The sequence below is a fragment of the Microlunatus parietis genome (assembly GCF_013407955.1).
Taxonomy (GTDB): domain Bacteria; phylum Actinomycetota; class Actinomycetes; order Propionibacteriales; family Propionibacteriaceae; genus Microlunatus; species Microlunatus parietis.
Map to the genome: position 1 here is coordinate 5,763,813 of NZ_JACCBU010000001.1, position 19,391 is coordinate 5,783,203.

A 19,391-nucleotide genomic window follows, 5' to 3' on the forward strand; every position below is an offset into this window, starting at 1 on the left:
GAGTTCATGATCGATTCCGGGTCGACCTTCGCCGAGTACCGACGGCTGCTGTTCACGATCGCGTACGACCTGCTCGGCTCGGTCGGCGACGCGGAGGACGTGGTGCAGGAGGCCTGGCTGCGCTGGGACACGGTCGATCACGCCGCGGTGGCGAACCCGCGCGGCTACCTGGTCCGGATCGTGGTGAACCTCTCCCTGGAACGGTTGCGGCAGCTGCGCCGGGCCCGGGAGGACTACGTCGGGCCGTGGCTGCCGGAGCCGCTCTGGACGACCGAGGACGTGGCCGAGCGGGTCACCGACGCGGAGGATCTGGCGACCGGGATGCTGGTCGTGCTGGAGACGCTGTCGCCGCTGGAGCGGGCGGCGTTCGTGCTGCACGACGTGTTCGGGTTCGACCACCCGGAGGTCGCCGAGATGCTGGATCGTTCCCCGAGCGCGGTACGGCAGCTGGTGCACCGGGCCCGTGATCACGTACGGGAGCGGCGGCCGCGGTTCCGGGCCGAGCCGGAGGCGGCGCGGCAGGCGGCGGACCGGCTGATGCAGGCCGCGACCGGCGGCAGCATCGAGGGTCTGCTGGAGGTGTTGGCGCCGGACGTCGTGCTCTATCTGGACGGCGGTGGCGCGATCCGTACCGCACTGCGGCCGATCACCGGCGCGGAGAAGGTGGCCCGGCTGTTCGGCGCGATCGGTCCCGACCTGCCGAGGTACGAGCTGGTCTGGGATGCCGGGACCCGGCGGGCGATCGGCTATGCGGACGGGCGGCCGCTGACCGCGCTCGGGCTGGACGTGGCCGACGGCAAGGTCACCGGCATCTACGGGGTGCTCAATCCGGACAAGCTGAAGCACCTGGCGGAGAACAAAAAATTCGGCCGGCCCTCAACCAAGCCTGCGGGTACTTGGGAGGACCGGCCTACTGATGAATAGTTAAGCCGCCCAGGCATCACGAACGATCAACTTCTGCTCAAGGATGCCCGAAGATTCGCCACTAGTGTCGCACGACACTAGGTTCCGGTCGGGCCCTGGAAGCGTTGCAGGAGCGGGCCGAGCGAGGTCACCAGCGCGGTGATCGCGCAGACGACCAGGGTGATGATCACGCCGGCTCCGGGGGTGTGATCGTTGTCGCTGAAGAAGATGATTCCGGAAGTTGCGAGGACGGCGAGCCAGCCCAGGACGGAGCGGGCCAGCAGCCGGTCCGGCCGGGCCAGGACACCGACCACGACGAACGCGAGCAGGATCCCGATCGCCAGCACGAGAGCGAACAGCATGCGGTGGTTCACCGTCGCCAGCATCCCCCAGAGCGTGGAGGTCCGGTTCACGTCGACTCGGGCGTCTCGTACAGCTTCTGCAGCCAGGGTGTCGCGGTGAGCGCCAGCACCGCGGCGCTGCTGAACGGCGGCAGTCGCCTCGGCAAGCTCGCCAAGGCTCCCTGCGGTTCGGACATGTCTTTCCTCGCTCCTCTTGTCGCTGAGCGGACACCGTAACGACCGGCGGGGCACGGCGCAGCCCAACCCCACCCGGTTCCCAACTCAAGTAAGGTGAGGCTAAGCTTTCTCTGATTGGACTTCTGGGGGTGCACGGATGGAGTGGTACGACGACGCCGGCCGGCTCGATCGTGATCTCCGCGAGCATGCCCGGGCCGCCTCGGGGAGTCTGGCCGAACGGCTGCCGCTGGAGGGAATCCGCTGCTCGGCGACGACCCTGCGGTTGCTCCGGGTGCTCTACCTGATCGAACGCTCGACCATCGAACGGATGCGGGTGCTGCTGGTCACGCCCACCCACAGCGACGCTCAGGTCACGGCTTTCCTGTGCACCTGGGCCTACGAGCGGCACTGGATCGCGGACGCGCTGCGGACCGTGCTCGAGGCGCATGCGTGGCCGGTCGACTTTCCGCCGCCCTCCCGGTGGTCGGTGCGCGGGCTGCTCGGCGACGCCCGGCACCGGCTGCTGCCGATCACCGAGGCGCTGCGGACCAACCTGATCGGCGATCCGGTGGTCGCCGTCCATCTCGTCGAGGGTGTCCTGGACGACGAACTGAGCCGGGTCGGTTACCGGGAGTTGATCAAGCTCGAACCGGACCTTGCCGAGCTGGCCGAGTCGGTCCTCGCGATCAAGATCATCCACGGCCGCTACCTGCGCACCCGGGCCGCTGTTGATCTTGACCGGTCCGCCGCGGCCCGGCGCCTGGTCGGCCGGCGCCTGCGGTCGTACGCGTGGCCGGAGCGCAGTCCCGGGCTGCCGGAGGCAGAGGTGTCCTGGTTCGTCCGGACCGTCTTCGGCGGGCTTGATGATCATGACGTCGACGCCGGTCTGCCGGGCCTGCCCGGGCTCCGGCTCATCGAGGGCCGGGGCCGGCTTCGCTTGCGTACCGACGAAGGGAGTCGTTGATCATGGCCTTCGACATCGACAAGTACGCCGACACGTCGGAGCGGGTGCACTGGGAGGACCTGGACTTCTCCGCCTTCGACGACCGGCCGCTGTCGCCGGAGACGCTGCGCAGCCTGCACTACATGTGCGACATCGAGTACCACACGGTCTGCTACATGCGGGACATGCTGACCACGCCGTCGCATCGGGAGGACGCGGTGTCGACGTTCATGACGATGTGGAACCGGGAGGAGTACTGGCACGGCGAGGCGCTGGCGGCGGTCCTGCAGCGGCACGGCATCTCGGTCGACTTCGACGCCCTGAAGTCGCGCCGGCTCAAGCTTGGCTGGCGGGACAAGATCGCTCCGGTCAAGCAGGCGCTGCTGGGCAACCTGGTCGGCGCCGACTTCGTCGCGGTGCACATGAGCTGGGGTGCGGTGAACGAGTGGTCTGCCACCGCCGCGTACCGACGGCTGGCCAAGCTCGAAGATCATCCGGCGCTGTCGCCGCTGCTGCGCCGGATCGGCCAGCAGGAGACCCGGCACGTCGCCTTCTACACCACCCAGGCCCGGGCCCGGCTGGAGCAGAGCGCCGCGGCCCGGACGCTGACCCGGTTCGCGCTGTCGAAGGCGTGGGGTCCGGTCGGCTCCGGGGTGATGCCGGAAGCCGAGGTCAGGCACGTGATGAAGCACATCTTCGGTTCCCCGGAAGGGATGGCGGAGATCCGCAAGATCGACGAGCACGTGGCCCGGCTGCCCGGCCTGGAGGGGCTGCAGGTGGTCACCGACGCGTTCCGCGCCCGCGGCATCTACTCAGACGAGGTCGCGTAGACGGCCTCGATCATGCCGGAGTCGAACGTCCGCGCGGTACGCAGCGTCAGGGGCAGCGCGGCACCGAGCTCGGCGAACATCGAGCTGCCCTGACCGACGGCGACCGGGCTGATCTTCAACCAGAACTCGTCGACCAGGCCCGCCGTGATCATGGACCGGATCGACGCCACGCCGCCGAACATCACCAGAGCACGCCCCCGGACTCCTTGAGTTTCCGGACCTGCTCGGCGCCGTCGCCGGTCGCCAGTGTGGTTCCGGGCCAGATCGAGACGTCGAGGTCGGCAGTCGAGGTCAGCACGACCTTCGGGGTGGCATTGATCCAGTCAGCCATCGGGCTCTCGACCTTGGTCCAGTGGGCCTCCATGTCCAGGAACGTCTGCCGGCCGATCACGATCGTGTCGACCGTCGAACGGAACCGGTCGGCCAGGTCGTCCTCCTGATCCTCGTCGGGGACGATGAACCTGAGCGACGCGAGGTCGCCCTCCGGCCCGGCCATGAAGCCGTCGAGGGAGATGTTGCAGGAAACGATCAGTGGTCTCACGGTACGTGCTCCTCACGTGGGGCGGCGGCACTGGCGTACGTCGTACCGTACTATGTACGGCGACTAGGGTCCAGACATGCACGGAGCGGAATTGTCACGGGTACTGCCGCTGCTGTGGCGTACCGCCGAACGGTCGAGCCCCGGCGACCGGCTCTCGGTGGGGCGGATCGTGCAGCAGGCCGTCGAGCTCGCCGACGTGAGCGGTCTCGAGCGAGTGACGATGCGTGCGCTCGCCCAGGAACTCTCGGTCGGCACCATGTCGCTCTACACGCACGTGCCGGGGAAGCCCGAACTGCACGCGTTGATGCTCGACCACGTCACCGGCGAGGATCTCCGGCCGGTACCGGAGACGGTCGGCTGGCGGGAGGCCGTGATCGAGATCGCCCACAACGACCGGGACCGCTACCTGCGGCACCCCTGGCTGCTACAGCTGACCGCGACCCGGCCCCCGTCCGGTCCGAACGTGACGGCGAAGTACGACCGCGACCTGAGCGCGCTGGACCGGACCGGGCTGAGTGCGGCGGAGATCACCGCCACCATGATCACCTTGGGCGTGTTCGTCCAGGGTACGGTGCAGAGTGAGGTGGACGCCGCCGCGGCACGGGCGGCCGGGTTCGACGATTCCGACTGGTGGCAGGCGCACCGGCCGTACTGGTCGCGGGTGGTCGATCCCGATCACTTCCCGGCGATCCACCGCCAGTTCGAGAGCGCCGGGCGACCGGACCCGGACACCGATCACCGGTTCAACTTCGACTTCGGCCTCGAACGACTGCTGGACGGCATCGAGGTCCTGCTGGACAGGCGGTCCGGACAGTGACGATGGCCGAGGATCCCTGCAGGGACGAGCAACTCGTCCAGCCTGCTCACCCGGACGTTGGCGACCGAGGGTCGGTCGGTGATCGGCGTCGATCCCAGCCCGACGATGCTGGGCTATGCCCGCCGGCAGCCCGGGGCGGAGGCGGTCACCTGGATCGACGGCGACGCAGCCGCGGTCGAACCGGCCGGCGACGACACCCGGGTACTGGTGATCAGCGCGTACCGGGCCTAACCGGCGCGCGGAACCAGGCGGCCGACGTGCTTGGCCGCGACCACCGCGTCGCCGTCCCGGACGAACTCGCCCTGCAGCCCGGTGAACGGGCCGCCGACGACCAGGAAGCGTTCGCCGGCGAGCAGGCTGACCGGGAACTCCAGCGTCTCGCCGGAGCCGTCGCCGTCCGACACGGTGCCGTGGATGATCAGGCCGTCGTCGGCGACGACGATCCGCAACTCGATCCCGTCGGTGCGGTACGTCCCCGCGTACGGGGCCAGTTCGGCGGGGGAGAGCCGGAGCGGCTCCGGCGGCCGTTCGACCAGGCCGAGCCGGGTCTCCAGGATCCGGCGCACGACCCGCTCCGACAGTTCCCGGCCGGCCGGGCTGCAATTGGTCAGGGCGACGATCGCGGTGTCGCGGTCCGGGATGATCGTGACCGCCGAGTGCTGGCCGGCCACGTCGCCGTGGTGCTCGATGATCTTGACGCCGTCGTACTCGCGCAGCATCCAGCCCATGCCGACCCGGATGCCGGGCATCAGTACATGATCGGTCGTCGGCTCGTGCATGGCCCGGAGCGACGCTTCGGAGAGCACCCTGGTGCCGTCCGGAGCCCGGCCGTCACCCAGCTGGAAGCGGGCCCAGGCGAGTTGATCACGGAGGCTGGAGGCCAGCCGCGCGCCGGCCGGGATGTAGCCGCGCGGATCGCTCCACGGCTCGCAGACCCGCACCTCGCCGCCGTTCGCCGTCGGCTGATGGCCGAGCGCGAAGGGGTGCGTCATGATCGCGTTCAGCGACGTCAACGTCTCCCGGAGCCCCAGCGGTTCCAAGATCAACGTCGCCAGCGCGCTGTCGAACGGCTCGCCGGTGATCTTCTCGACGACCCGCCCGGCGAGCACGAACGCCGCATTGTTGTACGAGGCGTCCGTGCCCGGGGCGAACTGCTGCGGCAGGTCGGCCAGCGCCCCGACCGCACGTTCGACGGCGTCGTCGCCCTCGCCGGTGTCGACCCAGGAGTCGCCACCGTCCCAACCCGCGGTGTGATTGAGCAGGTGACCGACGGTCAGGCTCGCCGCCGCCGTGTCGTCGTGGAGTCGCAGGTCGGGCAGGTGGCGGCGCACCGGCTCGTCGAGCGCGACCCGGCCTTGGTCCACGAGTGCCATCATCGCCGCCGCGGTGAAGGTCTTCGCCGTCGAGCCGATCTGGAACAGGGTCAACTCGTCGACCGGTCGGCCATGATCGAGGCGGGTCACCCCGGAGCCGGTGAAGTCGAGGTCACCGCCATGATCAACTCCGACGACGGCCCCGGGAACACCCAGCTCCCGGGCCGCCTGGGACACCTCGGCTTCGAGGGCAGCCGCCTGATCGCGCATACCGAGGACTCTACGGGTGGCTTCAAGGCTGTCGGTGGTCGGTGGCAGGCTGCCGCGCATGTGGGATTGGGAGACAAGCGTCGTGCTGGTGCGGGACCCGAGCGGACGGGTGCTGCTGGTCCGGCAGAACTACGGGCACCGCTTCTACGGCCTGCCCGGCGGGAAGATCGAGGACGGTGAGTCCCCGGCCGAGGCGGCCCTTCGGGAGCTGTTCGAGGAGACCGGTCTGCGGGCCGAGGCGGTCACGCCGCACAGCGTGCACGAGTTGGTCTACCCGGGCACCGGTGGTCGATATCGAGCGCATGCCTTCACCGGCAAGGGTGTGTCGGGCACGCCCGGCGTGCGGTTGCCGGAGGAGATCACCTCGGTCGCCTGGTTCGACCTCGCCGCACTGCCCGACCCGCTCACCCCGTCGGCCGGCGCCGTCCTGACGCCCGGCCGATAGGTGCCCTGAGCCTGTTGAAGGGCCAAATCGGGGTCGTTCAACCCTGAACGGAGTCAGTGACGAGAGTCGCCTCCGGCAAAACGTCGGAGACCCCTGGCGTCCCGGCTGATCTGCGCCAGGAGGTGGTCCGCCTCGGTTCCGGTCACTCACCGCGCTCGTCGGCCCCTATGCCGGTGTCGATGGGGATAGACCTTGCGCACCTGCACCGGCCGCGACAGCGAGTCGATCATGCTCCGTCTGCGCGTTGCCAGAGATTCTCGGTCAACTTGGGTCGGAGGTCTCTGGGTTTCGGTAGCCCTTGTCTGCAGCGATTTCAGCCGTCGTGTTTCGCAGCGGAGACTGAGACGTGACCTGATCAAGTAAGCCGGACGCAATCTTCGGCTCGGGGGCTTCGGCATGGTCCATGTCGAGCCAAGTCGTGAGCTGAACAGAAGTGAATCCCGGCAGTCGACGCGGGTCAGGAGTTCTTGTCGCGATGATCGGCTCAGAGGCCGAGAGGGCGGTTGCGAGGCCCGTATCGCCGGTGGATGACCGAGGTGAACGTGGCCGGAATTATCCACAGATCCCTTGTTTTGTTGGGTTTCTGTCGGTCCAGTGGGCTAGAATGGCATACATGTTCGAATCGTTGGAGGCGAAGGCTGCCGGGTACGGCACCGACGACATCCTCAAGGCCGCGGGCGGGTTGAGGCGGGCCCGGATCGCCGCGGCGAACGAGCTGCTGGTCTGGACAGCGGCGTGGGTGGATGCGCATCCGGCGGAGTCGATCATGGAGACCGGGCCGGGATTGGCGCGGGCGGTCCGGCCGGGTGGGGAGGGCACTCCGGCATTGAACGATCTGGCCATGATCGAGTTCTTGGCCAAGATCGGCAAGAGCAGCGGAGCTGGGATGGCGTTCATCGGAGACGTGCTGGATCTGCGCCACAGGTTGCCGCTGCTGTGGGCTAAGACGATGCGGTGTGAGATTGAGGAGTGGCAGGCCTGCAAGATCGCCCGGCTGACCCACCACCTGACCATGGAACAAGCGGCGCAGGTGGATCGGGCGGTGGCCTGGTTTGCTGGGTCGCAGCCGTTCGGGAAGCTGCGCGACGCAGTCGAGGCCGAGATCTTGCGCGTCGACGGTGACCGGGCTCGCGCCGAGTACGAGCAGCGCCGGAAGCAGCGTGGGGTGTGGTTGTCCCAGACCGATGACAACGGGCACAAGGCAGTGTACGGGCGATTGGAGCCGTTGGCCGCGACCCGGCTGTATGCCCAGGTCCAGGAGTTGGCCGATTGCTTGACCGAGGGTACGGCGGATGAGCGGCGGGCTGAGGCGTTCGGCTTGTTGGGTGATGTCGGCGCGATCACCCAGTTGCGGGCGCGGCGCCGGCAGCCGGAACTGTTCGACGACGAACTGGCCGAGGCTGTGGCGGCGTTGACGCCGGACGATGAACCAGAGCTGGTGGTGGAGGAATCCGACGTGCATCCGGCGCTGCGAGATCGGCCCAGCCACGTTGATGTGGAGTCGTCGATCTTCGAGGCTGCAGTGGAACGGATTGTGACGAAACTCGACCCGGCGCTCTTGGCGCCGACCTCGACCGTCGTGGTGCACATCTCCGCCGAGGATCTCTCGCAGGCCGACGGCGTGTGCCGCGTGCCAAGGATCGGACCGACCCTGAAGAGTGTGGTCGGTGAGTGGCTGGGGCATGAGCGGGTAGTGGTGCGGCCGGTGATCGATCTCAACGACGTGCCGCCACCGGTGGATGCCTACGAGATCCCGGCCCGCCACCGCGAACACGCCTTCCTGCGCCAACCGGGCAGTGCGTTCCCGTGGTCGACCGCGACCCGGAACCTCGATCTTGATCACACCGATCCCTACGAGCCGAACGGGCCGCCCGGCCAGACCCGGGTCGCCACACTCACTCCCTTGGCTCGGGTCGAGCAGTTGAGTCGGCCTGGGGCGCGGTGTCGGGATTGCTCCCGGTCCGTTTCCCCAGGCCGCTCTCCGAACCCGGCGTGCGTGTTTCCACGCACCGGGCTCTCCATGGTTCTGCCGGTGGGTTGGTTCAGACAGTGTGGGTCCAGGGGTTGGGGATCTTGTAGCCGCGGTAGCGGTAGCGAGTGATCGGTTCCGCTGCCGGGTTGAACAGTACGATCCCGTCCGCGCTGATCGGCCTCCATCTTCCGGTGGGGGTGACGAGCCAGCGTCGGACGTCCTTCCATTTCCAGCGGTGCCGGGTTCGCATCATGTGCACGATCCGCCACCCGGTAAACCAATAGAGGTGGCTGAAGGTGTGTTTCGCGACGGCGTGCTTGAAATAGTTGGTCCAGCCGCGACTGATCTGGTTGATCCGGATCAGCACGTTCCTGAGCTCTTGCTGTGACGTTCTGGGGGTCAGGGCACGAATCTTGTCCCGGATCGACCGGATCGGTCGTTTCGCGACGAAGGTGTAGACGTACCATCTCTGCGTTCCTCGTTTTCGTTTCCACTGGATGTGGAACCCGAGGAAGTCGAACCCCTCACTCATGTGCACGATCTGGGTTTTCGCCTCTGACAGCGTCAATCCGATCGGTGCAAGCACCTGAATGATCTTCTCGTGTAGGCCCTCGACATGGGCCCGTTCACCGTGGACCAGAACGACGAAATCGTCGGCGTAGCGGACGATCCGCCAGTTCGGCTCACCTTTCTGGACCCGTGTTTTACGTCGTTGCTGAGTCGACATCGACCCGCCTGGCTGCCATGGCTGCTGGACGTGCTCGTCGAGCACTGACAGCGCAATATTGGCCAGGAGCGGGGACAGGATGCCGCCTTGCGGAGTGCCGGTGTTGGTGTCCTCAACCTCGCCGAGTTCGGTCAAGATCCCGGCTTTGAGGAACGCCTTCACCAGCCGCAACACGCGCTTGTCTTTGACCCGGAGCCGCACCCGGTCCATCAGGGCCGCGTGGTCGATCCGGTCGAAACACGCCTCGATGTCAGCATCGAGCACCCAGCGGTATCCGTTGGTGCCGTACTGGTGGATCTCGGCGATTGCGTCGTGTGCGCGCCGTTCGGGCCGGAACCCGTAGGAGACCGGCTGAAAGTCGGCCTCGAAGATTGGTTCCAGCACCAGCTTCAACGCGGCCTGGACGACCCGGTCAATCACCGTCGGAATCCCCAACCGGCGGACCTTCCCGGCCCCGCCCGGTTTGGGAATCTTGCGTTCCCGCACCGGTTGCGGCCGAAACTCCCCAGACTTGATCAAGGAGCGTAGATCGTCCAGGAACCGCGTGACTCCGACCTCGCGTTCGATCCGGGCGACTGTCCACCCGTCCGAACCCGCCGTCACAGCTCCGCGATTGCCCGCGACCCGATCCCACGCCATGATCAGCGTGGCCGGGTCATGCACGAGATTAAACAGATCGTCGAACCGGCGGCCGGGATCGGCCACCGCCCAACGGTGAAGTTTGGCCTGAATCCCCGATACCCGCCGCCGAGGACCATCCGGCACTATCGGCAGCGAGGCGTCCCCGTTCGGGGCAGCGTCTTTCGGCATGACAATCTCCAATTCTCTTCTCGATACCACTGCCGCCCTTCGCCCTGTGACCGGCTCTCCCGGACTCCGATGGCGGGTCGTGACTCCCGCGACTACTACGACGGCTCCGCCCCGTCCCCGACCGATCGGTCGACGGTGAACCCAGCCCCCACGCTCACACCGGCTGTGTGGCGTTCTGAGGCGGACCGGGGACGGTTCCCGTGTTCACTTGTTGATCGCTCGACGAAGGAGGCAGCCGACTTGGACCCTGCGACCTCGCTGTGGCTACGCCACAGACCTTCACCACAGCCTTCCTATCGCCGCTCGAATAGCTCCAGGAAGTTCCCCACAAGATCACCAATCGATGATCAACAGCGGGTGCGCGTCGCATCCGGCCCTGATCCGCCAGGTTTCGAGCCGGTGTGTCATTGAGGGACGTATACGCCGGTTTCTCGCGTCTACCTTTCCGTCCTCGCTAGCCGGACCCGCACCATCTGGCAGTACTGACACGTCCCGGCATCGTCAGGGCCGCTTCCACCCATCCCGGCACCTCCCGGGACAGGCTGCCCTCAGCTTCGCAGTCCTGCTGCGACAGAACCACGGTGCAGGCCTCTCACCTCCACTCGATCAACAAGCGCCTCACGGCGCACTCGTGCGGTGACGCATGGAGGGTGGCGGCGGCGCAGACCGGATCCGACGACGATGATCTTCCGGTCACCGCACGGGAACGTGTACCTGACGAACCGTACCGGCACTCATGATCTTGGTACCGGGCCAGTCGCCCACGCCCTCTGGGTCGCAACTACTTGCTGAGCAGCAAGATCTCGGGAATGCCCGGTGGTGCCAGGGCCGAACGCGTCCTGCCATCCTCCCGACCCGAGGCGACTATTCGGCGCGGCCGTAGACCAGGTGCAGGACGCCCGAGTCGAGGGCCGTCGATTCGAGCAGCTTGAGCGGCACGGTCTTGCTGTCGCCGTGGCCCGGCCTGATGCGGTGGAAGGTCGTGCCAACGAGGCTCCACGGCGGCGGACCGCGCGGGTAGTGATGAAAGTCAGGAGCGTCGCCGGCTTGCGCGTGGAACGATCATGGGATGTCTTCCATGAGCCAACGCGACGTCTTCGACGAATCCGCGGCGATCTACCAGGCGGCGCGGCCGGCCTACCCCGCCGAGCTGTTCGACGACCTGATCACCGCCACCGGTCTGCGGCCGCCGTCGGAGCTGCTGGAGATCGGCGCCGGCCCCGGCACGGCGACGGTCGATGTCGCGCGGCGCGGGTTCAAGATCACCGCCGTCGAGCTCGGTCCCGGCCTGGCCGAGCAGGCCCGGCGCAATCTCGCCGCCTTTCCGCTGGTCTCGGTGATCACCGGCGGCTTCGAGGAGTGGGAGCCGCCGGCCGGGACCGGCTACGACCTCGTCTACTCGGCCAACGTGTGGCACTGGCTCGATCCGCAGGTGCGCTGGACGAAGGCCGCCGCCCTGCTCGCGCCGGGTGGCTGGCTGGCGGTCTTCGGGGCCCGGCACGCTTTTCCGGACGGCTACGACCCGTTCTTCGACCAGCTCCAGCCCGTCTACCAGGAACTCGGCGAAGGGGCGATCGACTGGCCGCCGGCGCCGCCGCGGCCGACCAACGGGCCGCTGATCGAGGAAGCCGAGTCGACCGGGCTCTTCACCGCGGTCGCCGACCGGAGCTACGTCTGGCCGGTCGAGTACGACGTCGACGGCTACCTCGCCCTGCTGGACACGTTCGCCAATCACCTCGTCATGGAGCCGGCCAAACGTGATCATCTCTACGGTGAGGTGCGGCGGCTGTTCGCCGAGCGACCCGGCGGCCGGGTGACCCGGCACTGGGTGTCACAGCCGGTCCTGTTCCGCCGCGAGCCAGCGGCGTAGGCTGTTGGCCCAGTTTCGATGCCGCGGATTGCCGCTGCGGAACTCGGCGGCGGACAGCAGGCCGTAGAGACCCTCGTACAACCGGACCCTGGCCGCGAACCCGTCGTCCGGGGCCACCTGCTCGCGGTAGCCGGCGTGGAAGGCGGCGACCTCCTCGGCCGGGCCGCCGAGGAGGCTGCTGTTGATCTTGATGAAGTCGTACGCCGCGTCCCATTCGCGGACCATCTCGAAGTCCAGCAGGACCGTGGTCCTCCCTTCGGCGACGAGGAAGTTGCCCGGGTGCAGGTCACGGTGGACCAGGCGTGCAGCGGCTACCGGCGCCAGCAGGGCGGGTGCCTCCCGCTCGATCCGTACGGTCGCCGCGTCGACCAGCCTCCGCTCGTCGCCGTCGAGCCAGGTCAGTTCGGCGAGCACCTCGTCGAGGGCCGCGCGGAAGACCTCTGGCCAGCCGGGGTGCGCCTGTCCGGTGTCGTCGCGCCAGACCGTCCCGGCCGGCAGCTCGATCGCATGCAGCCGGCCGATGATCCGGCCGAACTCCCGCAGCAACTCGACCCGCGCGGCGGCCGGGATCCGGCCGAGCAGCGCGGACGCCTCCGCGCCGTCCGCGTGCCGCAGCACGGAGAACTGCCGGCCGTCGAGAGCGGCACAGGACTCCTCGAAGACGAGCAGCTCCGGGGTCGGGAATCCCTGCCGGCGCAAGAGATCCATTGTGTGCACATAGGTGGCCAGCTGCTCGGGATCCTCCTCCGGGATCAGCCGCACCTTGGCGACGACCGGCCCGGCGTCGCTGTCACAGAACCAGATCTCGTTGGCGTAGCCCGCCAGGCGACGTGGCCGTCCGCGCAAGGTGATCGCGGGACTCGCTCCGGCCAGCGCCGCCACGAGGGAAGCCTCGTCGACCGCCATCCGGTGATCGTGCCAGTACCGGTGATCCGTTGCACCCCAATAATCACACCGGCCGCTGTTCCTGCCCGGTGATGTCGCGAAACCTCTTGGTGTCGAGCGCAACGGGCCGATGCAACGTTGCAGCTGTTGATGCGAAGAGAAATCGCGACACGCCACAGGGCGCGGCGGTGCGGTCAGCGCAAGCTGGCGCTGATCTCGACGGCGGCGGCGATCGTGTCGCGGGCCAGTTCCTTGATCATCGGGTCGATCCGGTACGACGGCCCGGAGAGGCAGATGCCGCCGACCGGGCTGCCCTCGGCGTCGATCAGCGCGACCGCGATCCGGGTCACCTCGTCGCCGTGCTCGATGGTCGCCCAGCCGCGCTGCTGGGCCAGCTCGATCTGGCCGGACAGCTCCTTGCGTTCGGCGGCGGACAGCCGGTGGTGCGCCGCGGCCAGCGACTCCCGCATCAGCTGCGACCGCTCGCCGTGCTCGACCGCGGCGAGGACGGCGACGCCGACCGCGACCTCGTGGATCGGCCGCGGCACCATCGGGATCTCGGTCCGGACGGCCTTGCTGGTCTGCAGATAGTCGAGGAACAGCATCTCGCCGCCGTTGACCGCCGCGAGATGGATCGCCTCGTCGTGTTGATCATGAAGCTGTTCCAGCCGGGCCCGGGCCAGGCCGGCGAGGTCGAGCACGCCGGGCCGGCGGTGGGCCAGCTTGCTCAGCCGTGGCGTGGAGAAGTAGCGCCGGTTGACGTCCTGCCGGACATAGCCGGCCTCGCGCAGCGTGGCCAGGATCCGCGAGCTGCTGGACTTGTCCAGGGCCAGCTGCGCGGCGACCTCGGTGACCGTGACGCCGTCCTTGCCGGACTGGGCCACCAGCTCGAGCGCGACCAGGCCCCGCCGCAGTGACGAGGTCGCCCGCTGGTCCTCCGCTGCTGCCATCGCTCGTGTCTCCTGGTGGTCCGACCCTTGACAGGCTGCGCCCCCGCTGCGCAGGATTGAGCAACAGCGTTGCATTCTGCGCAACTCCCGTCAACCGAGGATTCCTCGATGCTGCCGTCCTACGAAGAGATCGTCGCCCTTACGCCGTTGTGGGAGGGGGAGCGTTCCGTCGACGGGCGTCCCCGGGTCCCCGATGATGATCTTGAGGTGCTCGCCGGCGCCACCGCCGAGCACGCCTGGTCCGTTCTCGATCATGCCGGCTATCCGCGGCAGTACGTCGGCGGCTGGGTGCAGTCCCGGCCCGGCCGGCCGTTCGCCGGGCGCGCCCTGACCTGCGGGTTCGTGCCGTTCCGGCCGGACCACAACGAAGCCGTGGTACGCAACGGCCGGGAGCACGGCTTCACCGAGGGCGGCCGGCAGAACACCTGGGTGATCGAATCGCTCGGCGCCGGCGACTGCCTGGTCGCCGACATCTTCGGCAAGATCTTCAACGGCACCGTGGTCGGCGACAACCTCGGCACCGCGGTGGCCACCCGGACCGGGGTCGGCGCCGTGATCGACGGTGGCGTACGGGATCTCACCGGACTGCGCGAGCTCGACGCCAACTTCTATTTCCGCGACACCGACCCGTCGCCGATCCGCGAGGTCGTGCTGAACACGGTCAACGCGGCAGTGACCATCGGCGGCGCCACCGTGCTGCCCGGCGATGTCGTGCTCGGCACCGAGCTCGGCGTCACCTTCATCCCGCCGCACCTGGTCGCCGCCGTCGTGCAGGAGAGCAAGAAGACCGCGCACCGGGACCGGTTCGGCAAGCTGCGCATCTCGGAGCGGATCTACACTACGACGGAGATCGACACCGGCACCTGGGCCGAGCACATCGAGGCCGACTACGCCGACTGGACCCGCGTCAACCCGATCTGAGCGCCAACCGATCTAAATCTCAACGAGAGAAGGAAATCCGTCATGACCATCGTCGGTTCGGGCGCTCCCGTGCTGAGCGAGGACAACGTCAACACCGCCTCCCGGCCCAGTCAGCTGCGGATCACCGATCTCAAGGTCGCCAACCTGGTCGGGGTACCGTTCCCGTCGACGATCATCAGGCTGGAGACGAACCAGGGACTGGTCGGCTACGGCGAGGTCCGCGACGGCGCCAGCGCGAGCTACGCGTTGATCTTGAAGAGCAGGATCATCGGCGAGAACCCGTGCAACCTGGACAAGATCTTCCGCAAGATCAAACAGTTCGGCGCGCACGGCCGGCAGGGCGGCGGCGTCTGCGGGATCGAGATGGCGCTGATGGACCTGGCCGGCAAGGCCTACGGCGTTCCTGCGTACGCCCTCGTTGGCGGGCAGTTCCGGGACCGGGTCCGGTGCTATGCCGATACACCGAGCGAAGCCGACCCGGATCGGATGGGGAAGCGGCTGCTCGACCGCAAGGCGCGCGGCTTCACCATGCTCAAGATGGACGTCGGCATCAATCTGATCAAGGACGTGCCGGGTGCGCTGATCGCGCCACCGGGGGCCCTGACCGACAGCGCGACGATGCACCCGTTCACCGGGATCCAGGTCACCCAGCGCGGGGTCGAGGCGCTGGCCGCCTACGTCGCGCGGGTCCGCGAGATCGTCGGGTACGACGTCGCGCTGGCCGCCGACCACTTCGGCCACATCGCGCTCGACTCCTGCATCCGGATCGGCCGCGCCCTGGAGCCGTACACGCTGGCCTGGATCGAGGACCTGATCCCGTGGCAGTTCACCGACCAGTGGCGCCAGCTGACCGAGGCGGTCGCGGTGCCGACCTGCACCGGCGAGGACATCTATCTGACCGAGAATTTCAAGCCCCTGCTGGATTCCGGGGCGATCCGGGTGGTCCATCCCGACCCGGCGACGTCGGGTGGGATCGCCGAGACGAAGCGGCTCGGCGACTACGCGGAGGAGCAGGGGATCGCGATGGCGCTGCACCTCGCCGCGTCGCCGGTCGCGACCATGGCCAGCGTCCACCTGGCCGCCGCGACGCAGAACTTCCTGGCTCTGGAGCACCACGCGGCGGACGTGGAGTTCTGGAACGACCTGGTCACCGGACTGCCGAACCCGATCATCGCCGACGACGGCAACATCGCCGTGCCCGAGGCGCCGGGTCTCGGCTTCACCGACATCAACGAGGAACTGTTCGCCGAGCACCTCGACCCGCGGGCGCCGGTCCTGTTCGCCGACACGGCGATCTGGGACAACGAAACCGCCCATGATCGACTCTGGAGCTGACCCGATGGAGGAGTTGAGCACGTGAAGATCGCCGAAGTGGTCCCGGGCGCCGAGATCGACGGCACGCTGTCCAGGCTGGTCGCCCAGGCCGGCGTCGAGGACGCGGTGGGTACGTTGCCACCGGTGGACCGGCTCGAGGCAGGCGACGGCGCCGCGCCCTGGGACTACCGGCCGATGCTGCGCCTGAAGGACCGTTACCAGCAGGCCGGCTTCGACCTCGGCGTGATCGAATGGCGTCCGCCGCTCAACCTGGCCAAGCGCGGCCTGTCCGGCCGGGACGAGGAGATCGACGCGGTCTGCACCTTGATCACCAGCATGGGCAAGCTCGGCATCGGAGTCTGGTGCTACGAGTGGATGACCGACCGGAACTGGGTCCGCACCTCCACCAGCACGCCGTCCCGGGCCGGCTCGGTGGTCACCGCCTTCGACCGGACGGCGTTCGATGCGGGACCGCCGGAACTGGGCGAGATCGCCGAAGATCAACTCTGGGAGAACCTGGAGTACTTCCTGCGCCGGGTGATCCCGGTCGCCGAGGACGCCGGTGTCCGGCTGGCCATGCATCCGGACGATCCGCCGCTGTCGCCGCTCGGCGGGGTGGGCCGGATCATGTCCAGCCTGGACGGCTACCGCCGGCTGCTGCAGACCGTCGACTCGCCGATGAACGGGATCACGTTCTGTCAGGGCAACTTCCGGCTGATGACGGATGATCTTCCGGCCGCGATCGGCGAGCTCGGCGCCGACGGCAAGATCTTCTTCGTCCATTTCCGCGACGTCGAAGGCACCGTCGACAGCTTCACCGAGACGTGGCACGACGCCGGGCCGACCGACATGTACGGTTGCGTCAAGGCGTATCGCGACATCGGCTTCGAGGGCCTGATGCGGTGTGATCACGTACCGACGATGTATGGCGAATCGCTCTCCGACGTCGGCTACGGCACCCTGGGCCGGCTGTTCGCGATCGGGTACATGCGCGGACTGATCGAGGCCGCGGGCAAGGAGAGCTGATGCGGATCATGATCACCGGCGCGGCCGGCCGGCTCGGTCGTCGGGTGGTCGACACGGCGACCGCGGCCGGGCACACGGTGATCGCCTGCGACCGGGAACTGGTCGAGGCCGGCCCGCTGGTGCAGCCGGTGATCGCCGACGTGACCGACTACGACGCGGTCCGCGGCCTGCTCGACGGCGTCGACGCGGTGATCCACCTGGCCGCCTGGGCCGGTCCGCAGCCTGGCTGGCCGCGAACCCACCACGACAACGTGAGCAGCTCCTACTCGGTCCTGCTGGCGGCGGCCGAGGCCGGCGTGACCAGGGTCTGCGCGGCGTCCAGCGTGAACGCGATCGGCGGCATCTACAGCCGCCAGCCGCGGTTCGACTACTTCCCGATCGACGCGTCGCACCCGACCTACGCCGAGGATCCGTACAGCCTGTCCAAGTGGATCCTGGAGGAGCAGGCCCGCTCGATCGTCCGCCGGTTCCCGTCGGTGTCGGTGGCCAGCCTGCGCTTCTCCGCGATCATGGAACGCGAGGCTCGGGTGGCCCACATCCGCCGCAACGAGGCCGCCGCGGCACCGGACCTGTGGGGCTACTCGCCGCCCGACGCCTGTGCCGCCGTCTGCCTGGCCGCGCTGACGGGCGAGGTCCGGGGCGCCGAGGTGTTCTACGTCGTCGCCGACCGGACGGCCAGCGAGGTGCCCAGCGAGGAGCTGGCCCGGCGCTACTTCCCGGACACGCCGATCCGCGGCGACCTGTCCGGCCAACGCGGGTTCTACGACTGCTCGCCGGCCCGGGGCCGGCTCGACTGGACGTCCTGATTCCCTGCCCCGGTACGAATCCGGGCGATCAGCCCCATCGTCCGCGGCCAATGGATCCAGGCGATCACCGCGACCACGGCGAGCAACGCCACCGGCAGCAGCCACGGCCCGCCGACCACCGCGAGCTGGGCCAGCACCGCACCGACCATGAGCAGGGAAAGGCAGAGCGCCGCCAGCCCGGACAGCGGCGGGATCAGCAGGCCGACGGCGCCCAGCAACTCCAGCGCGGCGGTCAGGTAGCGCAGCCAGTCGCCGGCCCCGATCGCGTCGAAGGTCTCGACGCTGACCGCGGAGCCGGTGAACTTGCCGAACGCGGTGAACAGGAACATCGCGGCGGCCAGGACCTGCAGGACCCAACCGGCGACCGTGACCGGGCGTGGACGGGAGGACTCGGAAGCGGTAGCCATCGAGCCGTTCTAACAGCGGGGAGTGACGGGAACCCGAACATTGACCGTCAGCCGAGGGAGGTCTTCAGGTCCACCAGGATCCCGTGCGCCGCGATCACGCCGATCCCGGTCATCCAGACCTCGTCGGAGACCAGGAACACCCGCCCGCTCTTCACCCCGTTCAGCGTCTGCCAGAGCGGATCCTTCAGCAGCTGGTCCTGTTGGGCCGTCGCGTCCGGCCCGTACGCGGTGACGTAGATGATCTTGCCGTCCGCCTTCGGCAGTTCCTCGGCGCTGATCTCGGCGAACCGCCGGTCCTCGGCCCCGTTCAGCTGCTGGAATTCCGGCCGGGAGATGCCGGCCAGTTCGAGCACCGAGCCGGAGAAGCTGGTCGGGCCGTAGATCCGGATCCCGCCGTTGATGAACCGGACGATCGACGCCTCGGCCTGGGCCCCGTCGACCTCGGAGCCGGTGGTCTTCGCGTCAGCCTTGAGTTGATCAAGGAGTTCCCGGCCCTGGTCGGCCCGGCGCAGCGCGCTCGCGTCGAGCAGGAAGTTCTCCTGCCAGGTCAGGCCGACCAGCTCGGTGAACACCGTCGGCGCGATCTGGGACAGCTGGTCGTACAGGTCCGGGGTGCGGAACTTCGAGCCGAGGATCAGGTCCGGGCGCAGGCTCGCGATCTTCTCCAGTTCCGGCTCGGAGATCTTGCCGACCGTCGGCACCGCCTTGATCGTCGGGCCGAGATAGGACGGCTGGCCGCTGTCCAGCGAGATCGTCCCGACGAGCCGGTCCTGCAGCCCGAGGGCGCAGATGGTGTCCAGCTTGTCGCTGTCCAGCACCACGATCCGCTGCGGGTCGTCCGGGACGGTGGTCGACCCCATCGCGTGCTCGATCGTCGTCGGCCCGGTGGCCGGCCGGGTCTCGCCGCAGACGTCGTCGCCCGGCGCGGCGGTCGGGCCGAGCCGCTGCGGAGCCGGTGCCCCGCCGGACGGGGTCGTGCCGCCACTGCCGCAGCCCGTGGCCAGCAAGGCCAGGCCGACCATGATCACGAAAAGCAGGCGCAACGGGCGCATCAGGATTCCCCTTCGTTTGGTTAGGCAGACCTTATCTCAGCGGTCCGGAAGGGGTTGACAACCCTCCGTAC

General features: G+C 68.4%; 22 protein-coding genes. 12 read left to right on the plus strand and 10 right to left on the minus strand.

What is annotated here, in order from left to right; all coding sequences use genetic code 11:
• The first annotated feature begins 6 nt into the window (after positions 1–6).
• The gene (sigJ, locus tag BKA15_RS27810) at positions 7–924 is read left to right on the plus strand and encodes an RNA polymerase sigma factor SigJ (RefSeq protein WP_218871606.1); all 918 of its coding nucleotides are present in this window, start codon (positions 7–9) and stop codon (positions 922–924) included.
• A 77-nt stretch (positions 925–1,001) separates the two neighbouring features.
• Here the strand turns inward: sigJ and BKA15_RS27815 are convergent, their stop codons facing one another.
• Both BKA15_RS27815 and BKA15_RS36640 read right to left on the minus strand, forming a co-directional pair.
• The gene (locus BKA15_RS27815; protein ID WP_179756482.1) at positions 1,002–1,316 is read right to left on the minus strand and encodes a hypothetical protein; all 315 of its coding nucleotides are present in this window, start codon (positions 1,314–1,316) and stop codon (positions 1,002–1,004) included.
• Positions 1,313–1,441 (minus strand): hypothetical protein, encoded by a 129-nt coding sequence (locus tag BKA15_RS36640; RefSeq protein ID WP_281385322.1) that lies wholly within the window; start codon positions 1,439–1,441, stop codon positions 1,313–1,315. Before BKA15_RS36640 ends, BKA15_RS27815 begins: the two co-directional genes overlap by 4 nt.
• 137 nt (positions 1,442–1,578) lie before the next feature.
• On the opposite strand from BKA15_RS36640, the gene BKA15_RS27820 reads away from it, so the two are divergent.
• Together BKA15_RS27820 and BKA15_RS27825 are read left to right on the plus strand one after the other, a co-directional pair.
• On the plus strand, positions 1,579–2,385 hold the full coding sequence (locus tag BKA15_RS27820) for a hypothetical protein (RefSeq protein ID WP_179756484.1): 807 nt from the start codon (positions 1,579–1,581) through the stop codon (positions 2,383–2,385).
• Positions 2,386–2,387: 2 nt separating this feature from the next.
• The gene (locus tag BKA15_RS27825) at positions 2,388–3,194 is read left to right on the plus strand and encodes a ferritin family protein (RefSeq protein WP_179756486.1); all 807 of its coding nucleotides are present in this window, start codon (positions 2,388–2,390) and stop codon (positions 3,192–3,194) included.
• Here the strand turns inward: BKA15_RS27825 and BKA15_RS27830 are convergent.
• Together BKA15_RS27830 and BKA15_RS27835 are read right to left on the minus strand one after the other, a co-directional pair.
• A complete protein-coding gene (locus BKA15_RS27830) occupies positions 3,173–3,376 on the minus strand; it encodes a dihydrofolate reductase family protein (RefSeq protein WP_246323252.1) in 204 nt (67 codons plus the stop codon). The two genes, BKA15_RS27825 and BKA15_RS27830, sit on opposite strands and share 22 nt — an antisense overlap.
• Positions 3,376–3,735 carry a dihydrofolate reductase family protein gene (locus BKA15_RS27835; RefSeq protein WP_179756490.1) on the minus strand — a complete coding sequence of 120 codons (360 nt, stop codon included), beginning with the start codon at positions 3,733–3,735 and terminating at the stop codon, positions 3,376–3,378. The genes BKA15_RS27830 and BKA15_RS27835 overlap by 1 nt, the downstream gene beginning before the upstream one ends.
• Before the next feature lie 76 nt (positions 3,736–3,811).
• Between BKA15_RS27835 and BKA15_RS27840 the strand changes: the two genes are divergently transcribed.
• Together BKA15_RS27840 and BKA15_RS27845 are read left to right on the plus strand one after the other, a co-directional pair.
• Positions 3,812–4,552: a TetR/AcrR family transcriptional regulator gene (locus BKA15_RS27840; RefSeq protein WP_179756492.1), complete on the plus strand. Its 741-nt coding sequence runs from the start codon at positions 3,812–3,814 to the stop codon at positions 4,550–4,552.
• Between the two features lie 42 nt (positions 4,553–4,594).
• Positions 4,595–4,783 carry a methyltransferase domain-containing protein gene (locus tag BKA15_RS27845; RefSeq protein WP_218872455.1) on the plus strand — a complete coding sequence of 63 codons (189 nt, stop codon included), beginning with the start codon at positions 4,595–4,597 and terminating at the stop codon, positions 4,781–4,783.
• Here BKA15_RS27845 and BKA15_RS27850 read toward each other — a convergent pair.
• Positions 4,780–6,135 carry a serine hydrolase domain-containing protein gene (locus BKA15_RS27850; RefSeq protein WP_179756494.1) on the minus strand — a complete coding sequence of 452 codons (1,356 nt, stop codon included), beginning with the start codon at positions 6,133–6,135 and terminating at the stop codon, positions 4,780–4,782. The two genes, BKA15_RS27845 and BKA15_RS27850, sit on opposite strands and share 4 nt — an antisense overlap.
• 16 nt (positions 6,136–6,151) lie before the next feature.
• Between BKA15_RS27850 and BKA15_RS27855 the strand changes: the two genes are divergently transcribed.
• Both BKA15_RS27855 and BKA15_RS27860 read left to right on the plus strand, forming a co-directional pair.
• Entirely contained in the window at positions 6,152–6,580 is a 429-nt protein-coding gene (locus BKA15_RS27855) for an NUDIX hydrolase (RefSeq protein WP_179756496.1), read from the plus strand.
• 475 nt (positions 6,581–7,055) lie between these two features.
• Positions 7,056–8,681, plus strand: coding sequence for a DUF222 domain-containing protein (locus BKA15_RS27860; protein ID WP_179756498.1), 1,626 nt, complete (start codon positions 7,056–7,058; stop codon positions 8,679–8,681).
• Here the strand turns inward: BKA15_RS27860 and ltrA are convergent.
• Positions 8,623–9,984, minus strand: a complete 1,362-nt coding sequence (ltrA, locus tag BKA15_RS27865) for a group II intron reverse transcriptase/maturase (protein WP_312878799.1) — start codon at positions 9,982–9,984, stop codon at positions 8,623–8,625. The genes BKA15_RS27860 and ltrA overlap by 59 nt on opposite strands.
• Before the next feature lie 1,174 nt (positions 9,985–11,158).
• Here ltrA and BKA15_RS27870 point away from each other — a divergent pair.
• A complete protein-coding gene (locus BKA15_RS27870; RefSeq protein WP_179756499.1) occupies positions 11,159–11,959 on the plus strand; it encodes a class I SAM-dependent methyltransferase in 801 nt (266 codons plus the stop codon).
• On the opposite strand, the gene BKA15_RS27875 is transcribed toward BKA15_RS27870, so the two are convergent.
• Both BKA15_RS27875 and BKA15_RS27880 read right to left on the minus strand, forming a co-directional pair.
• Positions 11,921–12,865 (minus strand): phosphotransferase family protein, encoded by a 945-nt coding sequence (locus BKA15_RS27875; RefSeq protein WP_179756501.1) that lies wholly within the window; start codon positions 12,863–12,865, stop codon positions 11,921–11,923. The two genes, BKA15_RS27870 and BKA15_RS27875, sit on opposite strands and share 39 nt — an antisense overlap.
• Positions 12,866–13,038: 173 nt before the next feature.
• Positions 13,039–13,794 (minus strand): IclR family transcriptional regulator, encoded by a 756-nt coding sequence (locus BKA15_RS27880; RefSeq protein WP_179756503.1) that lies wholly within the window; start codon positions 13,792–13,794, stop codon positions 13,039–13,041.
• A gap of 108 nt (positions 13,795–13,902) precedes the next feature.
• Between BKA15_RS27880 and BKA15_RS27885 the strand changes: the two genes are divergently transcribed.
• From BKA15_RS27885 to BKA15_RS27900, 4 genes are read left to right on the plus strand one after another with little or no spacing between them, the layout of a single operon-like run.
• Positions 13,903–14,715: an RraA family protein gene (locus BKA15_RS27885; protein WP_179756504.1), complete on the plus strand. Its 813-nt coding sequence runs from the start codon at positions 13,903–13,905 to the stop codon at positions 14,713–14,715.
• Between the two features lie 42 nt (positions 14,716–14,757).
• A complete protein-coding gene (locus tag BKA15_RS27890; RefSeq protein ID WP_179756506.1) occupies positions 14,758–16,050 on the plus strand; it encodes a mandelate racemase/muconate lactonizing enzyme family protein in 1,293 nt (430 codons plus the stop codon).
• A gap of 21 nt (positions 16,051–16,071) precedes the next feature.
• Positions 16,072–17,055 (plus strand): mannonate dehydratase, encoded by a 984-nt coding sequence (locus BKA15_RS27895; protein ID WP_179756508.1) that lies wholly within the window; start codon positions 16,072–16,074, stop codon positions 17,053–17,055.
• A complete protein-coding gene (locus BKA15_RS27900) occupies positions 17,055–17,861 on the plus strand; it encodes an NAD-dependent epimerase/dehydratase family protein (protein ID WP_179756509.1) in 807 nt (268 codons plus the stop codon). The genes BKA15_RS27895 and BKA15_RS27900 overlap by 1 nt, the downstream gene beginning before the upstream one ends.
• Here the strand turns inward: BKA15_RS27900 and BKA15_RS27905 are convergent.
• Both BKA15_RS27905 and BKA15_RS27910 read right to left on the minus strand, forming a co-directional pair.
• Entirely contained in the window at positions 17,816–18,268 is a 453-nt protein-coding gene (locus BKA15_RS27905) for a DoxX family protein (RefSeq protein ID WP_179756511.1), read from the minus strand. The genes BKA15_RS27900 and BKA15_RS27905 overlap by 46 nt on opposite strands.
• A 47-nt stretch (positions 18,269–18,315) precedes the next feature.
• Positions 18,316–19,320 carry an ABC transporter substrate-binding protein gene (locus tag BKA15_RS27910; RefSeq protein WP_179756513.1) on the minus strand — a complete coding sequence of 335 codons (1,005 nt, stop codon included), beginning with the start codon at positions 19,318–19,320 and terminating at the stop codon, positions 18,316–18,318.
• Positions 19,321–19,391 lie beyond the last annotated feature (71 nt).

What these genes read in the sequence shown, in the direction of transcription:
- sigJ (WP_218871606.1), top strand. Translation starts at nt 7, where the DNA reads ATGATCGATTCCGGGTCGACCTTCGCCGAGTACCGACGGCTGCTGTTC.
- BKA15_RS27905 (WP_179756511.1), bottom strand. Translation starts at nt 18,268, where the DNA reads ATGGCTACCGCTTCCGAGTCCTCCCGTCCACGCCCGGTCACGGTCGCC.
- BKA15_RS27885 (WP_179756504.1), top strand. Translation starts at nt 13,903, where the DNA reads ATGCTGCCGTCCTACGAAGAGATCGTCGCCCTTACGCCGTTGTGGGAG.
- BKA15_RS27890 (WP_179756506.1), top strand. Translation starts at nt 14,758, where the DNA reads ATGACCATCGTCGGTTCGGGCGCTCCCGTGCTGAGCGAGGACAACGTC.
- BKA15_RS27910 (WP_179756513.1), bottom strand. Translation starts at nt 19,320, where the DNA reads ATGCGCCCGTTGCGCCTGCTTTTCGTGATCATGGTCGGCCTGGCCTTG.
- BKA15_RS27825 (WP_179756486.1), top strand. Translation starts at nt 2,388, where the DNA reads ATGGCCTTCGACATCGACAAGTACGCCGACACGTCGGAGCGGGTGCAC.
- BKA15_RS27880 (WP_179756503.1), bottom strand. Translation starts at nt 13,794, where the DNA reads ATGGCAGCAGCGGAGGACCAGCGGGCGACCTCGTCACTGCGGCGGGGC.
- BKA15_RS27840 (WP_179756492.1), top strand. Translation starts at nt 3,812, where the DNA reads ATGCACGGAGCGGAATTGTCACGGGTACTGCCGCTGCTGTGGCGTACC.
- BKA15_RS27860 (WP_179756498.1), top strand. Translation starts at nt 7,056, where the DNA reads ATGATCGGCTCAGAGGCCGAGAGGGCGGTTGCGAGGCCCGTATCGCCG.
- BKA15_RS27870 (WP_179756499.1), top strand. Translation starts at nt 11,159, where the DNA reads ATGTCTTCCATGAGCCAACGCGACGTCTTCGACGAATCCGCGGCGATC.
- BKA15_RS27820 (WP_179756484.1), top strand. Translation starts at nt 1,579, where the DNA reads ATGGAGTGGTACGACGACGCCGGCCGGCTCGATCGTGATCTCCGCGAG.
- BKA15_RS27875 (WP_179756501.1), bottom strand. Translation starts at nt 12,865, where the DNA reads ATGGCGGTCGACGAGGCTTCCCTCGTGGCGGCGCTGGCCGGAGCGAGT.
- BKA15_RS27850 (WP_179756494.1), bottom strand. Translation starts at nt 6,135, where the DNA reads ATGCGCGATCAGGCGGCTGCCCTCGAAGCCGAGGTGTCCCAGGCGGCC.
- BKA15_RS27900 (WP_179756509.1), top strand. Translation starts at nt 17,055, where the DNA reads ATGCGGATCATGATCACCGGCGCGGCCGGCCGGCTCGGTCGTCGGGTG.
- BKA15_RS27830 (WP_246323252.1), bottom strand. Translation starts at nt 3,376, where the DNA reads ATGTTCGGCGGCGTGGCGTCGATCCGGTCCATGATCACGGCGGGCCTG.
- BKA15_RS36640 (WP_281385322.1), bottom strand. Translation starts at nt 1,441, where the DNA reads ATGTCCGAACCGCAGGGAGCCTTGGCGAGCTTGCCGAGGCGACTGCCG.